The 16,279-nt window shown below is 70.9% G+C and carries 15 protein-coding genes; 11 read left to right on the top strand and 4 right to left on the bottom strand.

The genetic code is table 11. From position 1 onward, the window contains the following. Nucleotides 1-43: 43 nt before the first annotated feature. The 5 genes from CRYAR_RS39370 (at nt 44) to CRYAR_RS39350 (ending at nt 4,233) form a co-directional block, all read left to right on the top strand. Nucleotides 44-382, top strand: a complete 339-nt coding sequence (locus CRYAR_RS39370; protein ID WP_211247866.1) for a VanZ family protein — start codon at nt 44-46, stop codon at nt 380-382. Between the two features lie 40 nt (nt 383-422). Continuing rightward, nucleotides 423-2,054, top strand: a complete 1,632-nt coding sequence (locus tag CRYAR_RS39365; protein WP_035858435.1) for an EAL domain-containing protein — start codon at nt 423-425, stop codon at nt 2,052-2,054. Nucleotides 2,055-2,142: 88 nt separating this feature from the next. Then, nucleotides 2,143-3,144, top strand: a complete 1,002-nt coding sequence (locus CRYAR_RS39360) for a DUF4352 domain-containing protein (RefSeq protein ID WP_035858433.1) — start codon at nt 2,143-2,145, stop codon at nt 3,142-3,144. Nucleotides 3,145-3,163: 19 nt separating this feature from the next. Then, on the top strand, nt 3,164-3,466 hold the full coding sequence (locus tag CRYAR_RS39355; RefSeq protein ID WP_211247865.1) for a DUF2516 family protein: 303 nt from the start codon (nt 3,164-3,166) through the stop codon (nt 3,464-3,466). 29 nt (nt 3,467-3,495) lie between these two features. Beyond that, nucleotides 3,496-4,233 (top strand): alpha/beta fold hydrolase, encoded by a 738-nt coding sequence (locus CRYAR_RS39350; RefSeq protein ID WP_051571583.1) that lies wholly within the window; start codon nt 3,496-3,498, stop codon nt 4,231-4,233. Here CRYAR_RS39350 and CRYAR_RS39345 read toward each other — a convergent pair. Further along, nucleotides 4,214-5,236, bottom strand: a complete 1,023-nt coding sequence (locus tag CRYAR_RS39345; protein WP_035858430.1) for a Glu/Leu/Phe/Val dehydrogenase family protein — start codon at nt 5,234-5,236, stop codon at nt 4,214-4,216. The genes CRYAR_RS39350 and CRYAR_RS39345 overlap by 20 nt on opposite strands. Before the next feature lie 77 nt (nt 5,237-5,313). Between CRYAR_RS39345 and CRYAR_RS39340 the strand changes: the two genes are divergently transcribed. Next, entirely contained in the window at nt 5,314-5,784 is a 471-nt protein-coding gene (locus tag CRYAR_RS39340; protein WP_035858429.1) for an Lrp/AsnC family transcriptional regulator, read from the top strand. Here CRYAR_RS39340 and CRYAR_RS39335 read toward each other — a convergent pair. Further along, nucleotides 5,761-6,525, bottom strand: coding sequence for a maleylpyruvate isomerase N-terminal domain-containing protein (locus CRYAR_RS39335; RefSeq protein ID WP_035858427.1), 765 nt, complete (start codon nt 6,523-6,525; stop codon nt 5,761-5,763). The genes CRYAR_RS39340 and CRYAR_RS39335 overlap by 24 nt on opposite strands. Before the next feature lie 106 nt (nt 6,526-6,631). On the opposite strand from CRYAR_RS39335, the gene CRYAR_RS39330 reads away from it, so the two are divergent. After that, the gene (locus CRYAR_RS39330) at nt 6,632-7,681 is read left to right on the top strand and encodes a UDP-N-acetylmuramate dehydrogenase (RefSeq protein ID WP_245620622.1); all 1,050 of its coding nucleotides are present in this window, start codon (nt 6,632-6,634) and stop codon (nt 7,679-7,681) included. On the opposite strand, the gene CRYAR_RS39325 is transcribed toward CRYAR_RS39330, so the two are convergent. Next, nucleotides 7,646-8,461, bottom strand: a complete 816-nt coding sequence (locus CRYAR_RS39325; protein WP_245620621.1) for a hypothetical protein — start codon at nt 8,459-8,461, stop codon at nt 7,646-7,648. The genes CRYAR_RS39330 and CRYAR_RS39325 overlap by 36 nt on opposite strands. Beyond that, entirely contained in the window at nt 8,458-9,219 is a 762-nt protein-coding gene (locus CRYAR_RS39320; protein ID WP_035858425.1) for an SDR family oxidoreductase, read from the bottom strand. Before CRYAR_RS39320 ends, CRYAR_RS39325 begins: the two co-directional genes overlap by 4 nt. 152 nt (nt 9,220-9,371) lie before the next feature. On the opposite strand from CRYAR_RS39320, the gene mshA reads away from it, so the two are divergent. The 4 genes from mshA (at nt 9,372) to CRYAR_RS39300 (ending at nt 16,272) form a co-directional block, all read left to right on the top strand. After that, the gene (gene mshA / locus CRYAR_RS39315) at nt 9,372-10,631 is read left to right on the top strand and encodes a D-inositol-3-phosphate glycosyltransferase (protein WP_035858422.1); all 1,260 of its coding nucleotides are present in this window, start codon (nt 9,372-9,374) and stop codon (nt 10,629-10,631) included. 9 nt (nt 10,632-10,640) lie between these two features. After that, the gene (locus tag CRYAR_RS39310; RefSeq protein ID WP_035858420.1) at nt 10,641-11,132 is read left to right on the top strand and encodes a type III secretion system chaperone family protein; all 492 of its coding nucleotides are present in this window, start codon (nt 10,641-10,643) and stop codon (nt 11,130-11,132) included. 37 nt (nt 11,133-11,169) lie between these two features. Continuing rightward, complete coding sequence (locus CRYAR_RS39305; protein WP_051571581.1) at nt 11,170-12,789, top strand: MFS transporter; 1,620 nt, start codon at nt 11,170-11,172, stop codon at nt 12,787-12,789. 360 nt (nt 12,790-13,149) lie between these two features. Beyond that, nucleotides 13,150-16,272 carry a discoidin domain-containing protein gene (locus tag CRYAR_RS39300; RefSeq protein WP_035858418.1) on the top strand — a complete coding sequence of 1,041 codons (3,123 nt, stop codon included), beginning with the start codon at nt 13,150-13,152 and terminating at the stop codon, nt 16,270-16,272. Nucleotides 16,273-16,279 lie beyond the last annotated feature (7 nt).

Genomic DNA, 16,279 nt, shown 5'->3' with positions numbered 1-16,279 from the left:
AGATGCTAGGTACACGCTCTGCGGCGCAATGCAGCGGGCGCCCGTGAAGCGAACTTGGCGGGTGTCATTCGGCATTGTCGTCATAATCAGCGTTTTCGTTCTTTTTCTTCCTAATGATGATGTTCCCTCCGGCTTCCCTCCTGGAACCGACAAGGTGGTTCATAGTGCGCTTTTTGCTGCGCTCGCACTGACCGGACATCGGGCCGGCGCGCGGGCGCGCTGGCTGGTCGCGGCGCTCGTGGTCTACGCGGTCGGGTCCGAGATCGTGCAGTCGGTGCCCGCGCTCGGCCGGTCCTCCGACCCGCTCGACGTTGTTGCGGATTGTGTCGGCATCGTGATCGGGTGGCTCTGTTCGGTGAACATTCGGCGGACCCCTCGTTAACGCGGCTCGGGTGGCTCCGGAGCCGCTGAATACTGGTGGCGTGGGGGAATCGATCCAGTACAGAGCCGTCGTTGACCTGTTCAGCGGCCGGGTACCGGCCCACGAGCTGACCGCGGGGCGGGGCGTCCACCCGCTCCGGATGGTCGAGTTGGCGGCGGGGCTACCGACGCCGCTGCACCTACCGCTCCACCCCGACGCGCTGCTGCGTGACCCCGGGTTGCCCGATGCGCTGGCCGAGCGCTGCGCCGCCACCCGGCGCGCGCCCGACACCGTCACCGTGCTGCTCGCCGAGCGCTACTGCATGACCGACGTGGTCAGCCTGCGCCGCCGGTGCGCCGCGCTCCGCCGCCACGGCTTCACGATCGGCGTCGACGACGTCGGTGCGCTGCACGGTTCGCTCTCCGTGCTGGCCGCGATCCACCCGCAGGTGGTCAAGGTCCACCACACGCTGGTCGGCTCGGTCGCCGAGTACCCGGAAGCCTCCGCGGTCATCGAGGCGATCGTGGTCTTCGCCCGCAAGATCGGCGCGACGCTCACCGCCACCGGCGTCGAGTCGGACGCCACCGTCACCGCGCTGCGCTCGCTCGGCGTCGCGTACGGCCAGGGCGCGGCGCTCGGCGGCGTCGACGTGCAGTGGCGTGACGTCGTCGCGGTTCCGCCGCTGCTCGCCACCGACCGCCCTGGGGTCGGCGCCGACGACCGCGCCGGCGACGCGTTCGAGGGCCAGACCATCCGGGAGCTGCTGCGCCGGGCCATGGTCGCTTCGGTCGAGGCCTCCGGCGACGAGATCCGCGACGTGTTCGGCCTGGACGAGGACCTGCTGACCGTCGTCCTGCTGGACGAGTCCGGCCACATCGCCGGGGTCGTCCCGCGGGGCACGTTCATGCTGGCGGCCAGCGGGCCGTTCGGCCACGCGCTGCACGCCCGGCGCGGGGTGCTCCAGCACGCGGTGCAGCCCCGGTTGGTCGCGGCCGACACGCCGGTGTCGGAGGCGATCCGGCTGGTCACGTCCCGCTCGCGCAGTCGGGTCTACGACGACCTCGTCGTCGCCGACCGGGACGGCCGCTGTGTCGGCATCGTCCGGGTCGCCGACCTGCTGACCGCGTCGCAGCGCAACCAGGTGGACGTCGCGATCTCGCTGGATCCGGTCACCGAGCTGCCCAGCGGCAAGGTCGTCGAGGACACCGTCCGCCGCCGGCTGCGCGACCCGGGTGGCGTCGCGATCTCCTGGGTCGAGGTCGACCGGCAGTCGGTGGTCGAGGCCGAGGGTTTCCTGGCCGGCAACGCGCTGATCGTCGAGGCCGCGGCCGTCCTGCGCCGGGTGGCCGCGTCGATGGGCGGCGGTTGTTGGCTAGGTCACTTCGGGGCCGGAGCGTTCGTGCTTCTCACCGATCGGACAGCGGTGGATCGGACGATCCGCTCCCTGCTCGACGTCCGTCCGGAGGATCGTTACGGACGCCCGGTGGACCTTACGGTGGCGACGCTCGACTGCCCGCCGGCGTCGGCGGCCGCTGACGTCAACGGTCTCTCGCTCCGGCTGGCCGAGCTGATGCGTCATGCCCACCAATTGGGGGGCACGGCCTGGACCGCCGGCTCCGCAGCGGAGCCGGGAATTCGCGTTCCGTACGCGAGTCGCCCGGTACTTACAGGTACCGGCCCGGGCCAGGCTTAAGCCCTTCTCAAGCCCCTTCGCCTGGTGGCGAACGCGTGATTGGATTCCACGGTCACGTGTGAGTTAACGGGGAACTGGAGTTTTCGCGATGGGTCAGCCCGAGGCACCCGGATACCAACCCGGCTACGGGGGCAACCCGAGCTACGGCGCCAACCCCGGCTACGGCGGAGCCCCCAATACCGGAGCCCCCAACTCCGGCGCCCCCGGCTATCCAGCCCCCAGTTCCGGCGCCCCCGGCTATCCCGGAGCCCCGAGCTCCGGCGCCCCCGGCTTCCCCCCGGCCCCGAGTTCCGGCGGCGCTCCGGGCTACGGCGACCCGAACGCCACCTACCCCGGTGCGCCGAGCTCCGGGGCGCCCGGCTTCACCGGCAACCCCGCGTACGGGCCGCCCCCCGGTTACGGCGGCAACTCCGGCTTCGGAGGGCCTCCTGCGCCGCCCCCGTCGGGCCCGCAGGGTCCGAACCGCAACGTCGGCCTGATCGTCGGCGCGATCGTCGCGGCGGTCGTGTTGATCATGATCGCGGGCGGCGTCATCGCCGCGGTGTTCATCTCGAACCGCGACGAGCCGTCCGACGACCCGACGGTCTCGATCAGCGACGCCGCCCCGAGCGGTGGCGCTCCGCAGAGCGACAGCGACGCCGGCTCGGACCCCTCCACCGACTCCACCGCTCCCACCAGCGGCAAGGGTTCGATCGGCAAGCCGATCCGCCAGGGCGACCTGGTGATCACGGTCACCGGCCCTCCGCGCTGCGGGGTCAAGACGGTCGGCGAGGGCTACGGCGTCTACGAGAGCCAGAAGGGCCAGTTCTGCCTGGTCGACCTCAAGTTCGAGAACACCGGTAAAAAGGCGCTCAAGCCGAAGGACTTCGGGACGTACCTGATCGACGAGCAGGGCGGCGAGACCTACGTCGACTTCTCCTCGTACAAGGCGAACCCCGACGGCAAGCAGCCGCTGTTCGAGAACATCTACCCGGGCAAGAACGCGGTCGGCATCATCGTCTTCGACATCCCGGCCGACCAGAAGCCCGCGGAGCTGAAGATGAACCCGGTCGGCGACTACTCCGACGAGATCCTGATCTCGCTCAAGTAGCGGCCTGTAGGCTGAATACGTGGGTGGATGGGTAGGCCAAGTCATCCAGGTCATCAATTTGGTGGTCCTGGTAGTCAGCCTCGGTCTCGAGGCTTGGGCGTTCGTGCATGCGCTGATGCAGAAAGCAGAGGCGTTCCCGGCCGTCGAGACGCTTCAGAAAGGTGTCTGGCTGGCGCTGATCGGCGGCACGATGCTCGCGTCCCTGCTGTTCTTCGCCTTCGGCATGCTCTTCGCGATGATCGCGTTGATCGCCGCCCTCGTGTACCTGCTCGACGTCCGGCCGCGTATCCGCGAGATCAGCGGGGGCGGTAGCCGCTGGTAGGCGTCGGCCGCGCCGGTGACCTCGACTGGATGGTCACCGGCAGCGGCAGCCCGGTCACGGTGTTCGCACACGGGTTCGGCGGCGGAATCAGCGACACCCGGCCGCTCGGGTCGGGTGTCGCCGGGTCCCGGCTGTTCCTCGCGTTCCGCGGGCACGGCACGTCGGGCCCGCTGCCGCCCGGCTGGGACTACGGCACGCTCGCGGACGACGTCCGCCGGGTTGCCGATCCGCACGGCGCCACCCGCGCGGTCGGCGCCAGCCTCGGTGCCGGTGCGCTGACCAGGCTCGTCGCCGACGACCCCGAACGCTTCGAGCGTCTCGTGCTGTTCCTGCCCGCGGTGCTCGACCGGCCGCGTGCGGTCGAGGCCCGCGGCCGGTTCGTCGCGCTTGCCGACGCGCTCGACGCCGGCGACGAGGACCGGCTGGCGTCGGTGGTGGCGCTCGAGGTGCCCGACGGGCTGGCCGACACCGCGGCGGCACGCACCTACGTCCGCCAGCGGTCGATCGCGCTGCGCGCTCCCGGCATCGCCGCGGCACTGCGGCGCCTGCCCGGGTTGACCGCCGTGCCGTCGGCCGACGTCCTGCGCGCCGTGCGTGCGCCGGTGCTGGTCATCGGAGCGATGGATGATCCGCTGCACCCCTCGACCGTCGCCGAGGAGTTGGCCGGCGCGCTGCCGAACTCGACGTTGCACGTCTACCCCCGGCCCGGGCCGCTCTGGAACCAGCGCGCCGACCTCCGCCGCCGGATCAGTGAGTTCCTGAGCTGAGCCGGTCGGCCACGAGCCGCTCGGCCGCCTCCGCGGGTGTGCCGGGGAGCGTGTAGATCTGTCCGAGCGTGGCCTCGATGCGATCGATCCGCCGCGCGACCACGTCCGGCGACTCGCCGTAGAGCTCCGACGCGATCGCGTGGACGATGCCGCCGGCGCTGGCGACGTAGTCCGGGGCCCAGAGGACACCCCGCTCGTGCAGCAGCCCGGCGACCTCCGGCGACGAGAGCTGGTTGTTCGCCGGCCCGACGATCGCCCGGCAGCGTAGGCGCGGCACCAGGTCCGGCGTCAGCACGCCGCCCAGCGCCGCGGGGGTCACGACGTCCACCTCGGCGGTGAGCGCGTCCTCGGGGGAGGTCCAGCTCGCTCCGAGCTCGTCGGCCAGCGCTTTCGCCTCGGTGCGGACGTCGGACACCACGAGGTGGGCTCCGGCGGCGGCGAGGCGCCGGGCGACGTCGGCGCCGACCGACCCGAGGCCGACCACCGCGAACGTGTGTCCACCCAGGTCGGCCCGGCCGTCGAGGCGAGCGACCGTGGCCCGCAGCGCCGCGATCACACCGGCCGCCGTTCCGGGGGACGAGCTGCCGCTACCCCCGTGCGCGACCGGCCGGCAGAACACGTGCGGGGTGCGCTCGCCGATCACCACCATGTCGTCCGCGCCGGTGCCGACGTCCGGTCCGGTGCCGTAGCGCCCGTCGAGCGCCGCGACCGCGTCCCCCACGTCATGGAGGAGGTCGCGTCGGGCCCCGGCGTCGAGGGTCAGCCCCGGCGGCAGCGGCACGACGGTCTTGCCGCCACCGTTGGCCAGCCCGGCCAGCGCGTTCTTCGCGGTCATCGCGGCCGAGAGGCGCAGCGCGTCCTCGACGCCGTCGCGCCAGTCGTCGTAGTGCCAGAGCCGGCAGCCGCCGAGCGCCTGGCCCAGCGCGGTGGAGTGGATCGCGACGACGATCGGGAGCCCGGTGCGCCGACCGGCCCGCACGTGGAGTTCTTCATGCGTGAACATGCGACGAAGCTAGGCGTTCGAACGGGCTTCGAACCGATTCGCCGAACGAAATTCGGCTTTGAGGCAGAATCCCGGTCGTGGACGAACTCGATTCGGCGATCCTGGCCCATCTGCAGCGCGACGCACGGCAGACCAACCGCGAGCTCGCCGCCGCGGTCGGCATCGCGCCGTCGACGTGCCTGGAGCGGGTCCGTGCGCTCCGCGCGTCCGGCGTGCTCACCGGCTTCCACGCCGGGGTCGACCTGGCCGCGCTCAACCGGCACGTCCAGGCGTTGATCTCGGTGCAGGTGCGGCCGCTCAACCGCGGCGTCATCGAGGGCTTCAAGAGCTACGCGGCGGCGCTACCGGAGGTGCTCTCGGTCTACGTGGTCGCCGGCCGCGACGATTTCCTGCTCCACGTCGCCGTGCCCGACGTCGACGCGATGCACAACTTCCTGATGGACCGGCTCAGCGGACGCCGGGAGGTCGTCGGCTTCAACAGTTCGGTGATCTACCAGCACACCCGCAACCCGGTCATCACCCCGCTAGCGGATCAGCACCTGGGGTAGCTCGGGGTTGCCCTCGACCGTGAGCACCGAGAACGGCACCCGGCCCCACAGCGCGAGCAGCAGGTCGCTGGCCGAGCCGCTCACCGCGCTCTGGGCGTGCGGCGAGTCGTCGAACACCGTGCCGGTGTCGAGCAGCGAGATCCCGACGCCACGCAGCCGCACGGCCCAGTGCGCGTCGGCGTCGGTGGTGCGAAGGGTCACGACCCCGCGCTGGCCTTCGGGGTCCCAGTCGTGCTTGGACGGCAGCCACGTGTCGAGCACCTCGTCGACGCCGTCGACCGCCAGCCGGGTCTCGATCGGCTCGGTCAACGCGGCGCCCGCCCCGAGTTGGGCGTCCCAGCGGTGCACGGCGGTCTCCTGCGCCATCCGGCGGAACCAGAACTTCGCGGTCTTGTCCTGCACGATCGACCAGTTCCACGCCGGAGAACCGGGATCGGTCGCCTCGAGCGCGGCCAGGATCAGCCGGAACGATTCGTCCCACCATTCGATGACGGCCGGGCCGGCCGGGGCGGCCCCGGTGTCGATCGACCCGCCGGGGTCCGACGTGACGCCGCGCCCCACGTGGGCCCCGTGACGCCGGTAGACGGCGCCGAGGTGCGCCACCAGCTGACCCACGTTCCACTCCGGACAGGACGGCACCGGCGAGTCGAGCGTCTCCGGGGTCAGCGCCGCGCGGAAAGCAGCGCCTTCGCGCCGCAGACTGTCCAGCCAGAACTCCGCGTTCGGGCGGCTGTCGCTCATGTCGCGTCCTGTCGTGGTGGGTACTTGGGACAAGCGTAGGTGTCCGCCGATCCGATACCCCGGGCGGGCCGTCGACAATCCGTGGTCGAGCCGTATCGTTCCAGGCGTGAGCGACCCTTCCCTGGCTCCCCTGACCACTATCGGTCTGGGCGGTCCGGCAGCCACCCTCGTCACGGCCGCTGACGCCTCCGAGATCGCCGAGTCGGTCCGCCTGGCCGACGCCACCGGACGGCCGCTGCTCGTGCTGGCCGGGGGCAGCAACGTCGTGATCGCCGACGAGGGGTTCGCCGGGACGGTCGTCCTGGTGCGGTCGGACGGCGTGGTGGCCACCCGGCGTGGTGACGACATCGAGCTCACCGTGCAGGCCGGGCACGACTGGGACGCGCTCGTCGAGCAGAGCGTCGTCGAGGGGTGGTCGGGGCTCGAATGCCTCTCCGGCATCCCCGGCTCGACCGGCGCGACGCCGATCCAGAACGTCGGGGCGTACGGGGCCGAGATCTCCGAGGTGCTCATCGACGTCACCGCGTACGACCGGGTGCAGGGCGAGATCGTGCAGCTCTCGGCGGAGGAGTGCGGGTTCGGCTACCGGCACTCCACGTTCAAGCAGACCGAGCAGTACGTGGTGCTCTCGGTGCGGTTCCGCCTGCGGCCGAGCCTGGAATCACGTCCGCTGCGGTACGGGGAGCTGACCCGGGTGCTCGGTGTGCCCGCCGGTGGCGTGGCTCCGCTCGGGGACGTCCGCGACGCCGTTCTCGGGCTGCGCCGGAGCAAGGGCATGGTGCTCGACCCCGACGACCCCGACACCCGCAGCGTGGGTTCGTTCTTCACCAACCCCGTGCTCGACCCCGAGGTGTTCGCCGACCTGGAGATCCGGGCGCCGGAGGCCCCGCCGCGATGGGACGCGCCCGGCGGCCGGGTGAAGACGTCGGCGGCCTGGCTGATCGAGCGCGCGGGGTTCCGGCGCGGCTACGGACGCGACGGCGTCGGCATCTCGACGAAGCACACGCTCGCGCTCACCAACCGCGGCGACGGCACCACCGCGGCGCTGCTCGACCTCGCCGAGGAGATCGTCGCCGGCGTCCAGGGCGCCTACGGCGTGACGCTCGTGCCCGAACCCCACCTAGTCGGCGTCGAGCTCGGCAAGGGGCGCTACTGACTCCCACGGGAGCGTGAGTTCGCCCAGCCGCCACCGGCGGACGCTGTCCAGCACCGGCCAGCCGTCGGCGGCCAGCCGGGACACCGCGTCGATCCAGCGCTGGCGGGGGCCGAACGGGGCCATCGGGGCGGCGGCGTCCCAGGCGGCGTCGAACGCGACGAGCAGCGCGTGCACCCGCTCACCGGGCACGTTCCGGTGGATCAGCGCTTTGGGCAGCCGCTCGGCCAGCGTCGACGGCCGGTCCAGCGAGGCCACCCGCACCGCGAACGTCAGCGTGCGCGGTCCCTCCGGCCCGAGCGCGACCCAGCCGCCGATCCGCCCCAGCTCGTCGCAGGTCCCGTCGATCAGCAGCCCGCCGGGCGCCAGGCCGCCGCACAGCGTCCGCCACGCGTCGGCTGCGGCCGCCTCCTCGTACTGACGCAGGACGTTCGCCGCACGCACCACCGCGGGCCGCAGCCCGGCCAGCTCGAAACCGCCGCGCCGGAACGTCAACGCCGGCGGCTCGGCCGCGTCCGCCGCCGCGGCGACCCGCTCGCCGTCCAGCTCCAGCCCGACGACCCGGACGTCGGGCCTGCGCGCACGCAGCCGACCGTAGAGCTCCACGGTCGTCACCGGCGACGAGCCGTATCCCAGGTCGACCACCAGCGGGGACGGCGGTAGCGGCTGGGTGTCGACGAGCCACCGGTCCATCCGGCGCAGCCGGTTGGGGTTCGTGGTGCCCCGGGTGGGCAGACCCAGCGCGCGAGCGCGCCCGGCCGCCAGCCGCGGAGCCCGTTTCACGGTTTGACCCGGTGCACCTTGTGATTGGCCGCCTGCGCGACCGGCCGGACCACCACCAGGTCGATGTCGACGTGACGCGGCCGGGTCACCGCCCACCCGACGACGTCGGCGACGTCCTCCGCGGTCAGCGGCTCCGCGACCCCCTCGTACACCTTCTCGGCGCGGGCCTCGTCGCCGCCGAACCGGACCTTCGAGAACTCGTCCGTGCGAACCATGCCGGGTGCGATCTCGGTCACCCGGATCGGCAGCCCGTTCAGCTCCAGCCGCAGCGTCTCGGAGAACGCATTTATCGCGTGCTTGGCCCCGGTGTAGCCGGCGCCGCCCTCGTAGACGCCGTGCCCGGCGGTCGACGACATCAGCACGACGTGCGCGGACTCTGCGGCCTTCAGCGCGGGCAGCAGCGCCTTGGTGACCCGCAGTGTGCCGATCACGTTGACCTCGTACATCCACTGCCAGTCGGCCGGGTCGGTGACCTCGATCGGCTCCTGGCCCTTCGCCCCGCCGGCGTTGTTGAGCAGCACTTCGAGCGGGCCGGGGAGGGCCTCGACGGCCTCGGCGAACGCGGCGACCGAGGCCTCGTCGGTGACGTCGAGCGTGAGCGCGACCCCGTCGATCTCGGCGGCGAGCGCGTCCAGCCGGTCCCGTCGTCGCGCCCCGAGCGCGACCTGATAGCCCTCGGCGGCCAGCCGCCGGGCGCTCGCGGCTCCGATTCCACTGCTGGCGCCGGTGACTACCGCAACCGGCCTCGGGTTACTCATGACTCGATCCTGCCGCATGCCCGGTGCGGTGCGTCACGGCCCGGGCAGGAAGATGCTTGAAGGCGAGAGTGTTACGTAGTGTCGGACCGGATGTGTCGAGGGGAGAGTGCGGGGTGTCGTTTTCGACTCGCCGGCAACGGGACGGACGAGAGTTGCCACGCCGGGTCGCGACGATCACACTCCATACCTCTCCGCTAGACCAACCAGGAACCGGCGACGCCGGCGGGCTGAACGTCTACGTCGCGGAGGTCTCCCGGCGCCTGGCCGGTGCCGGTGTCCAGGTCGAGATCTTCACCAGGGCCACCTCGTCCGACCTGCCCCCGGTCGTCGAGATGACGCCCGGAGTGCTGGTCCGGCACGTTCCGGCCGGCCCGTACGAGGGGCTCGGGCGCGACGAACTACCCGGCCAGCTGTGCGCGTTCTCCGGCGCGGTGCTGGAGGCCGAAGCGCACCAGGAACCCGGCTGGTACGACCTCGTGCACTCGCACTACTGGCTCTCGGGGCAGGTGGGCGCGCTCGCCCGGATGCGGTGGGGCGTGCCGCTCGTGCACTCGGCGCACACGCTCGCCAAGGTGAAGAACGCGGCGCTGGCCGACGGCGACCGCCCGGAACCCGCCAGCCGGGTGCTCGGCGAGGAGCAGGTCGTCGCCGACTCCGACCTGTTGGTGGCCAACACCCCGGCCGAGGCGCGCCAGCTCGTCGACCTCTACGGCGCCGACGCCGCCCGCGTCGCGACAGTGTCGCCCGGCGTCGACCTGGGGCGGTTCCAGCCGGGTGACCGGCGGGTGGCCCGGCGGCACTTCGGCCTGCCCGAGGACGGCACCGTGCTGCTGTTCGTGGGGCGCATCCAGCCGCTGAAGGCACCGGACATCCTGGTGCGGTCCGCCGCCGAACTGGTCGCGGCCGACCCGTCGCTGCGCCGGTCGCTGACCGTCGTCGTGTGCGGCGGGGCCAGCGGCAACGGCATGGGCGAGCCCGCGGCGCTGCGGCGGCTCGCGTCGTCGCTCGGCGTCAGCGACCTGATCCGCTTCCTCGCGCCGATCCCGCCCGACGAGCTGGGGCAGCTCTACCGCGCCGCCGACGTCACCGTCGTGCCGAGCCACAACGAGTCGTTCGGGCTGGTCGCGGTCGAGTCGCAGGCCTGTGGCACGCCGGTCGTCGCCGCGTCGGTCGGCGGTTTAAGGACCGCGGTGGCCGACGGGGTGTCCGGCGTCCTGGTCGGCTCGCACGACCCCGGCGACTACGCCCGCGTGCTCGGCCGGCTGATCGCCGAGCCCCGTTACCGCGCCGCGCTCGGCCGGGGAGGTGTGGTGCACGCCGCACGATTCTCCTGGCAGCGCACGGCTGACGGCCTTCTGGACGGGTACCGTGCCGCAATGCGGCAACGCCGGGGTGATCTGACCCCCGTCTAGGGAGGTTGCGTGGCGACGAAAGAAGAGCTGACCGCGGTCCTCGAAGCGTTCTTGAAGGACCGGGAAGCCGACTACGAACGCACGCCCGGCGGCGATTTCGTCGTGACGCTGCCGGGGACGCGCAAGCAGAAGACGCTGGCGAACCTCGTGATCGGCGACCACTCGCTGCGCGTGGAAGCGTTCGTCATGCGGCACCCGGACGAGAACCGCGAGGAGTTGTATTCCTACCTGCTCACGAAGAACGCCCGGATGTACGGGGTTTCGTGGAGCATCGACAAGGCCGGTGACGTATATCTCACCGGGCGCCTGCCGCTGGCCTCGATCACCGAGGACGAGCTCGACCGCATCCTTGGAGCGGTGCTGGAGTACTCCGACAACAGCTTCAATTCGATGCTCGAAATCGGATTTCCCAGTGCTATCCGGCGTGAGTGGGCCTGGCGCGTGAAGCGGGGCGAGTCGCTGCAGAACCTGGAGGCGTTCGCCGACTGGGCCGGCAACTAGTTGCAGGACACAAGAAACGCGCAGTAGCGTCCGGCCCGTGGACGCTCAGACCGTGCATCGCCGCCGTTGGCTGATCCTCGCCGTGCTGGTGGTGTGCCTGCTCGTCGTCATTCTCGACAACACGATCCTCAACGTCGCCCTGAAGACCATCCAGGCCGATCTGGGCGCCACCCAGTCCCAGATGGAATGGGCGATCAACTCGTACACGCTGGTCTTCGCCGGGCTGATGTTCAGCGCCGGTGTGCTCGGGGACCGGTTCGGGCGCCGGCTGTTCCTCGTCGTCGGCATGGTGGTGTTCGGTCTGGCCTCGGTGGCCTCCGCGTTCGCCTCGACGCCCGGCCAGCTGATCGGCACCCGCGCGCTGATGGGGATCGGCGCGGCGCTGGTGCAGCCGCAGACGCTCTCGGTCATCACGAACGTGTTCGACCCGTCCGAGCGCGGCAAGGCGATCGGCATCTGGGCGAGCTTCTCCGGCATCGGCATCGCGATCGGCCCGGTCACCGGAGGGCTGCTGCTCGAGCACTTCTGGTGGGGCTCGGTCTTCCTGGTCAACGTGCCGTTCGTGCTGGTGGGCGTCGTCGCGATCGCGCTCGTGGTGCCGGAGTCGAAGGACCCCTCACCGGGGCGGATCGACCCGTTCGGGGTGCTGCTCTCGATCGCTGGTCTGTCGCTGCTGGTCTACGGCATCATCCACGGCGGTGAGACGACCGAGTGGGGGTCGCCGGCCGTTCTCGGGCCGATCCTGGGCGGCATCGCGCTCGTCGCGCTGTTCGTGTTCGTCGAGGCACGCAGCAGCCACCCGTCGCTCGACGTCACGCTGTTCCGCAACGCCGCGTTCTCGGCCGGGGCGGTCAGCATCGGCCTGGTCTTCTTCGCCATGCAGGGCGCGACGTTCTTCCTGGCCTACTTCTGGCAGGCGGTGCGCGACTACTCGCCGCTGCAGGCCGGTCTGCTCGTGGTGCCGGTCGCGGTGGGCATCGCGCTGGCCGCGCCCCGCTCGGCCACGATGGCGCAGCGCTACGGCACCCGGATCGTGGTCGCGTTCGGCATGACGCTCGTCGGCGCCGCCCTCGGCGCGTACACGTTCGTCGGCCGCGACACCCCGATCTGGGTCATCGAGATCATCGTGTTCGCGCTCGGCTTCGGCATGGGCAACGCGATGGCGCCGGCCACCGAGGCGGTGATGTCGGCGGTGCCGCGGGACCGGGCCGGGGCGGGCTCGGCGGTGAACAACACGGTCCGGATGGTCGGTGGCGCGCTCGGCGTCGCGATCATGGGGTCGCTGCTCTCGGCGTCCTACCGCTCGCACCTGGGCGACGCCGTCGACGTGCTCCCCGCGGCCGCCCGCGACGACGCGGGGGAGTCGATCGGCGGCGCGCTCGAAGCGGCCGGTCGTCTGGTCGCTTCCGCCCCGTCGTCGGCCCGGGACGCGCTGGCGCTCGTCGACGCGGCCAAGGACGCGTTCGTGGACGCCATGCATCTGACCGCGGTGGGCTCGGCGGTGGTCGCGTGGCTCGGCGCGATCGTCGCGCTGCTGTTCCTGCCGCGGCGCCAGCAGGCTAGCGGCGCGGACGCCGCTGGGACGGAACCGTCGGAGCCGGACGACGCTGCGGAGGAACCCTCGGGGGACCCTTCGGGGGACGGGGCCCGGGTTTGATCTCAGGTACGCGGTTCGGACGCATGAAGGGATGATTTCGACCTTTACGGCCATTGCGCGGGACCGAACCGCGATCCTGTGAATTCTCTTAAACGATGCTTAGCTGACGCGTAAAAGTTTGAGCCAGACGTGATCGGTGTGACCCGATTTGCGGGACGGACCACCGATTTCACGGCGGCGCTCGCTGCCTACCATCGCGCCTGACGGGGTAACGGTGGTCAGTTGCCCTGCCGGTCAACGGGGAGCAGCGTGAACGAGGGCGGTCAATACGGTCCCGGCGGGCGTGGTGGGTGGAACCACGACGGCCAGTCGGACGATCAGGACGTACGTCGTCGTTCGGCGCCTCCTCCTCCACCGCCGATGCCGCGGAACTACGAGTACGACGCGGATCCGCACGAGTCGGGCGCCGTCTACGGCGGGGGGCGGCCGCAGGATGCCGGCCGTCACGACGATCGCGGCTACGACGGGTACGACAACCGCGCCGCGTACGACAACCGGGGCGGGTACGACGACCGCGGCGGCTACGACGACCGGAACGGCTACGACGCCGGGAACGGGTACAACGCCGGGAACGGGTACAACGCCGGGAACGGGTACAACGCCGGGAACGAGTACAACGGCGGCGCCGGTCACGAGGCCGGCAACGGGTACGACAACCGCGCCGGGTACGACGACCGGGCTGGTTACGGCGACCGGGCCGGGTACGACGACCGGGCTGGTCGCGACGATCGTGCGGGCTATGACAACCGTGCTGGTCACGACGACCGTGCCGGGTACGACCGCCGTGGCGGGTACGACAACGGTTACGACAACGCGTCCGGGTACGACGACCGGAGCCGGTATTCGCCTCCGCCTCCTCCGCCGCCTGCGCAGACCTACGGCACCACGTACGGCTCGCCGGCCCGCCCGGTCTCCGCCGTCCCCTCGGCACCTCCCGCGTCCGGGCCGCCGTACTCGCCCCGACCGGTCTCCGGGATGCCGGTACCGCCGCGCCCGGTCTCGGGCCTGCCCGTGCCGCCGCGCGCCGCGTCCGCACCGCCCGCTCCGGCCGGCCCGCCCCCGAACGCCGGCCCGTACGCACCGGCGAGCCCCCCGCCCGCCGCCGGACCGGCCGCTGCCGGACCGGCCGCGGCGCAGGTCGGCTGGTCGGCGGGCCCTGCGCAGCCGGCGGCACCGTCCGAGCTGGGCTGGTCGGCCGGTTCCAACGCCACCGGTAGCGGTCCGGGGGTGGGCCTGCCGCTCGCCGACGCCCCGGTCAGCCCCGCCGACGGTCCCGGTCACCGCCGTGGCCGCGACGGCAGCAAGAAGATCGCCGACGTGCGCCCGCTCTGGCAGCGCCCGAAGCTGATCTCGGCCGCCGCGGCGATCATCGTGGTGGCGCTGATGGCCGCCGACAGCAAGGTCCGGCCGCCGTTCCAGTTACTCTCCGGCTCCGCCGACGGCACGGTCACGGTCGCGCTCAACGAGGTCGTCCAGGATTTCCAGCCGCACAAGCAGCTCGGCGCCGGCGTCGACGGCCTCGAGGGCGGCGAGATCGACAAGGTCTGGACGCCGACGAACATCACCGCGATGAAGTCGGCCGGCTGGGGATCGATCAGCTACCGCCTCCGTACCGAGCTCGGCGTCAAGGCCTGGCACTGGAACCCGGTCGGCACCTGGAGCAACCCGGGCAAGAAGGAGGGCTACTGGACCTCCAACGACACGATCGAGAAGGACGCGGGCGTCTCCTACGGGTACAACCTCCCGCGCCGCGGAAACACGATCGACCAGGCGAACAACGACGCGTTCGCCAAGATGACCGACGGTGACCCCGAGAGCTTCTGGAAGAGCAATCCGTACCTGGATCCGCACTTCACCAAGAAGTCGGCCTCCGAGCACCAGCAGTGGATCATGATCGGCCTCGGCTACGCGAAGCCGGTACAGGACATCACGATCAACTGGGGCGACGCGTACGCGAAGAAGTTCAAGGTCCAGTACTGGGCCGGCAGCAACGACGCGATCCACCCCGCGCACCCGACGGCGAACTGGAAGGACTTCCCGGCCGGCGAGTTCACCGGCACGGGCGGCAAGCAGACCGTGACGGTCGCCGACTCGCCGATGGACGCGCAGTTCGTCCGCATCGTGATGTCGGAGGGGTCCGGCACGGGGCCCGACAGCGGCGACATCCGGGACCGGCTCGGCTACTCGGTGCGCGAGCTCTCGATCGGCTACACCAAGGACGGCTCGTTCGTCGACCACATCGTGCACCGCAAGGACCAGGAGCAGTCCCCGACCTGGGTGTCGTCCACCGACCCGTGGCACCGCGCGACGGACATGGACAAGAACTACGAGCACGCCAGCTTCGAGCGCACCTACGCCAGCGGGCTGACGAACAACGAGCCGATGATGATCCCGGTGCCGGTGCTCTACGGCATCCCGGAGGACGCCGCCGCGCTCGTCTCGTACCTCAAGAAGAAGAAGTTCCCGTTCTTCCAGGTGGAGATGGGCGAGGAGCCCGACGGCCAGCTGGCCACGCCGGAGGACTACGGGCAGCTGTACATGCAGGTCGCGGACGCGATCAAGAAGGTGGCGCCGGACATCCAGATGGGCGGCCCGGGGTATCAGACCGTTCTCCCGGACTGGATCCACTGGGCCGACGCGAGCGGCGACAAGTCCTGGACCAGCCGCTTCATCAAGTACCTCAAGGCCAACAAGCGGATGGACGACTTCGACTTCTTCTCGTTCGAGTGGTACCCGTTCGACGACGTCTGCGGAAAGCCCGACAAGCAGCTCGCCCAGCACGCGAAGCTGTTCAACGACATCATCGACAAGCAGTACGAGCACGGCCTGCCCAAGGACGTGCCGATGGTGATCACCGAGTACGGCTACTCGTCGTTCGCCGGCGAGGCCGAGGTGGAATTCCCGGGCGCGATCGTCAACGTCGAGACCGCGGCGATGTTCCTGGCCAAGGGCGGGAACACGAGCTACTACTACGGGCTCGAGCCGAACTGGTCTTTCCAGGAAAAAGAGGGCGAGAAGTGCAACACCTACGGCAACCTGATGATGTTGCAGTTCTACGAGGACTTCAAGATCCGGCCGGTCGTCGGGTACTTCGCGGCGCAACTCGTCACCCGGCACTGGGTGAAGCCGGGTAACGAGAAGCACCAGGTGCTCAAAACGACCTCTGACCTCAAGCTCGCCGACGGGAGTCCCCAGGTCTCGGCGTACGGGATCCGGCGGCCGGACGGCAAGATCTCCGTGATGCTGATCAACAAGGACCCGAAGAAGACGGTCAAGGTCAAGGTCGAAGGCTCGGGCGGCGACCTCAGCGGCCCGATCGCCATGTACCAGTACTCGAGCGAGAACTACGAATGGGAGCCCGGGGATTCCGCGGAAAACGCCGGGCAGCCCAAGAAGAGCGTCCCGCCGATCAAGACGACTCAACCGTCGACCACCGTCTCCCTGCCGCCCTACTCCATCTCGGTGGTACAAGCAGAGGGCTGAGCCGGCT

Source organism: Cryptosporangium arvum DSM 44712 (assembly GCF_000585375.1).
Taxonomy (GTDB): Bacteria; Actinomycetota; Actinomycetes; order Mycobacteriales; family Cryptosporangiaceae; genus Cryptosporangium; species Cryptosporangium arvum.
Note: the sequence above shows the minus strand (reverse complement) of the source record. Positions and strands in the feature narration are given on the sequence as shown.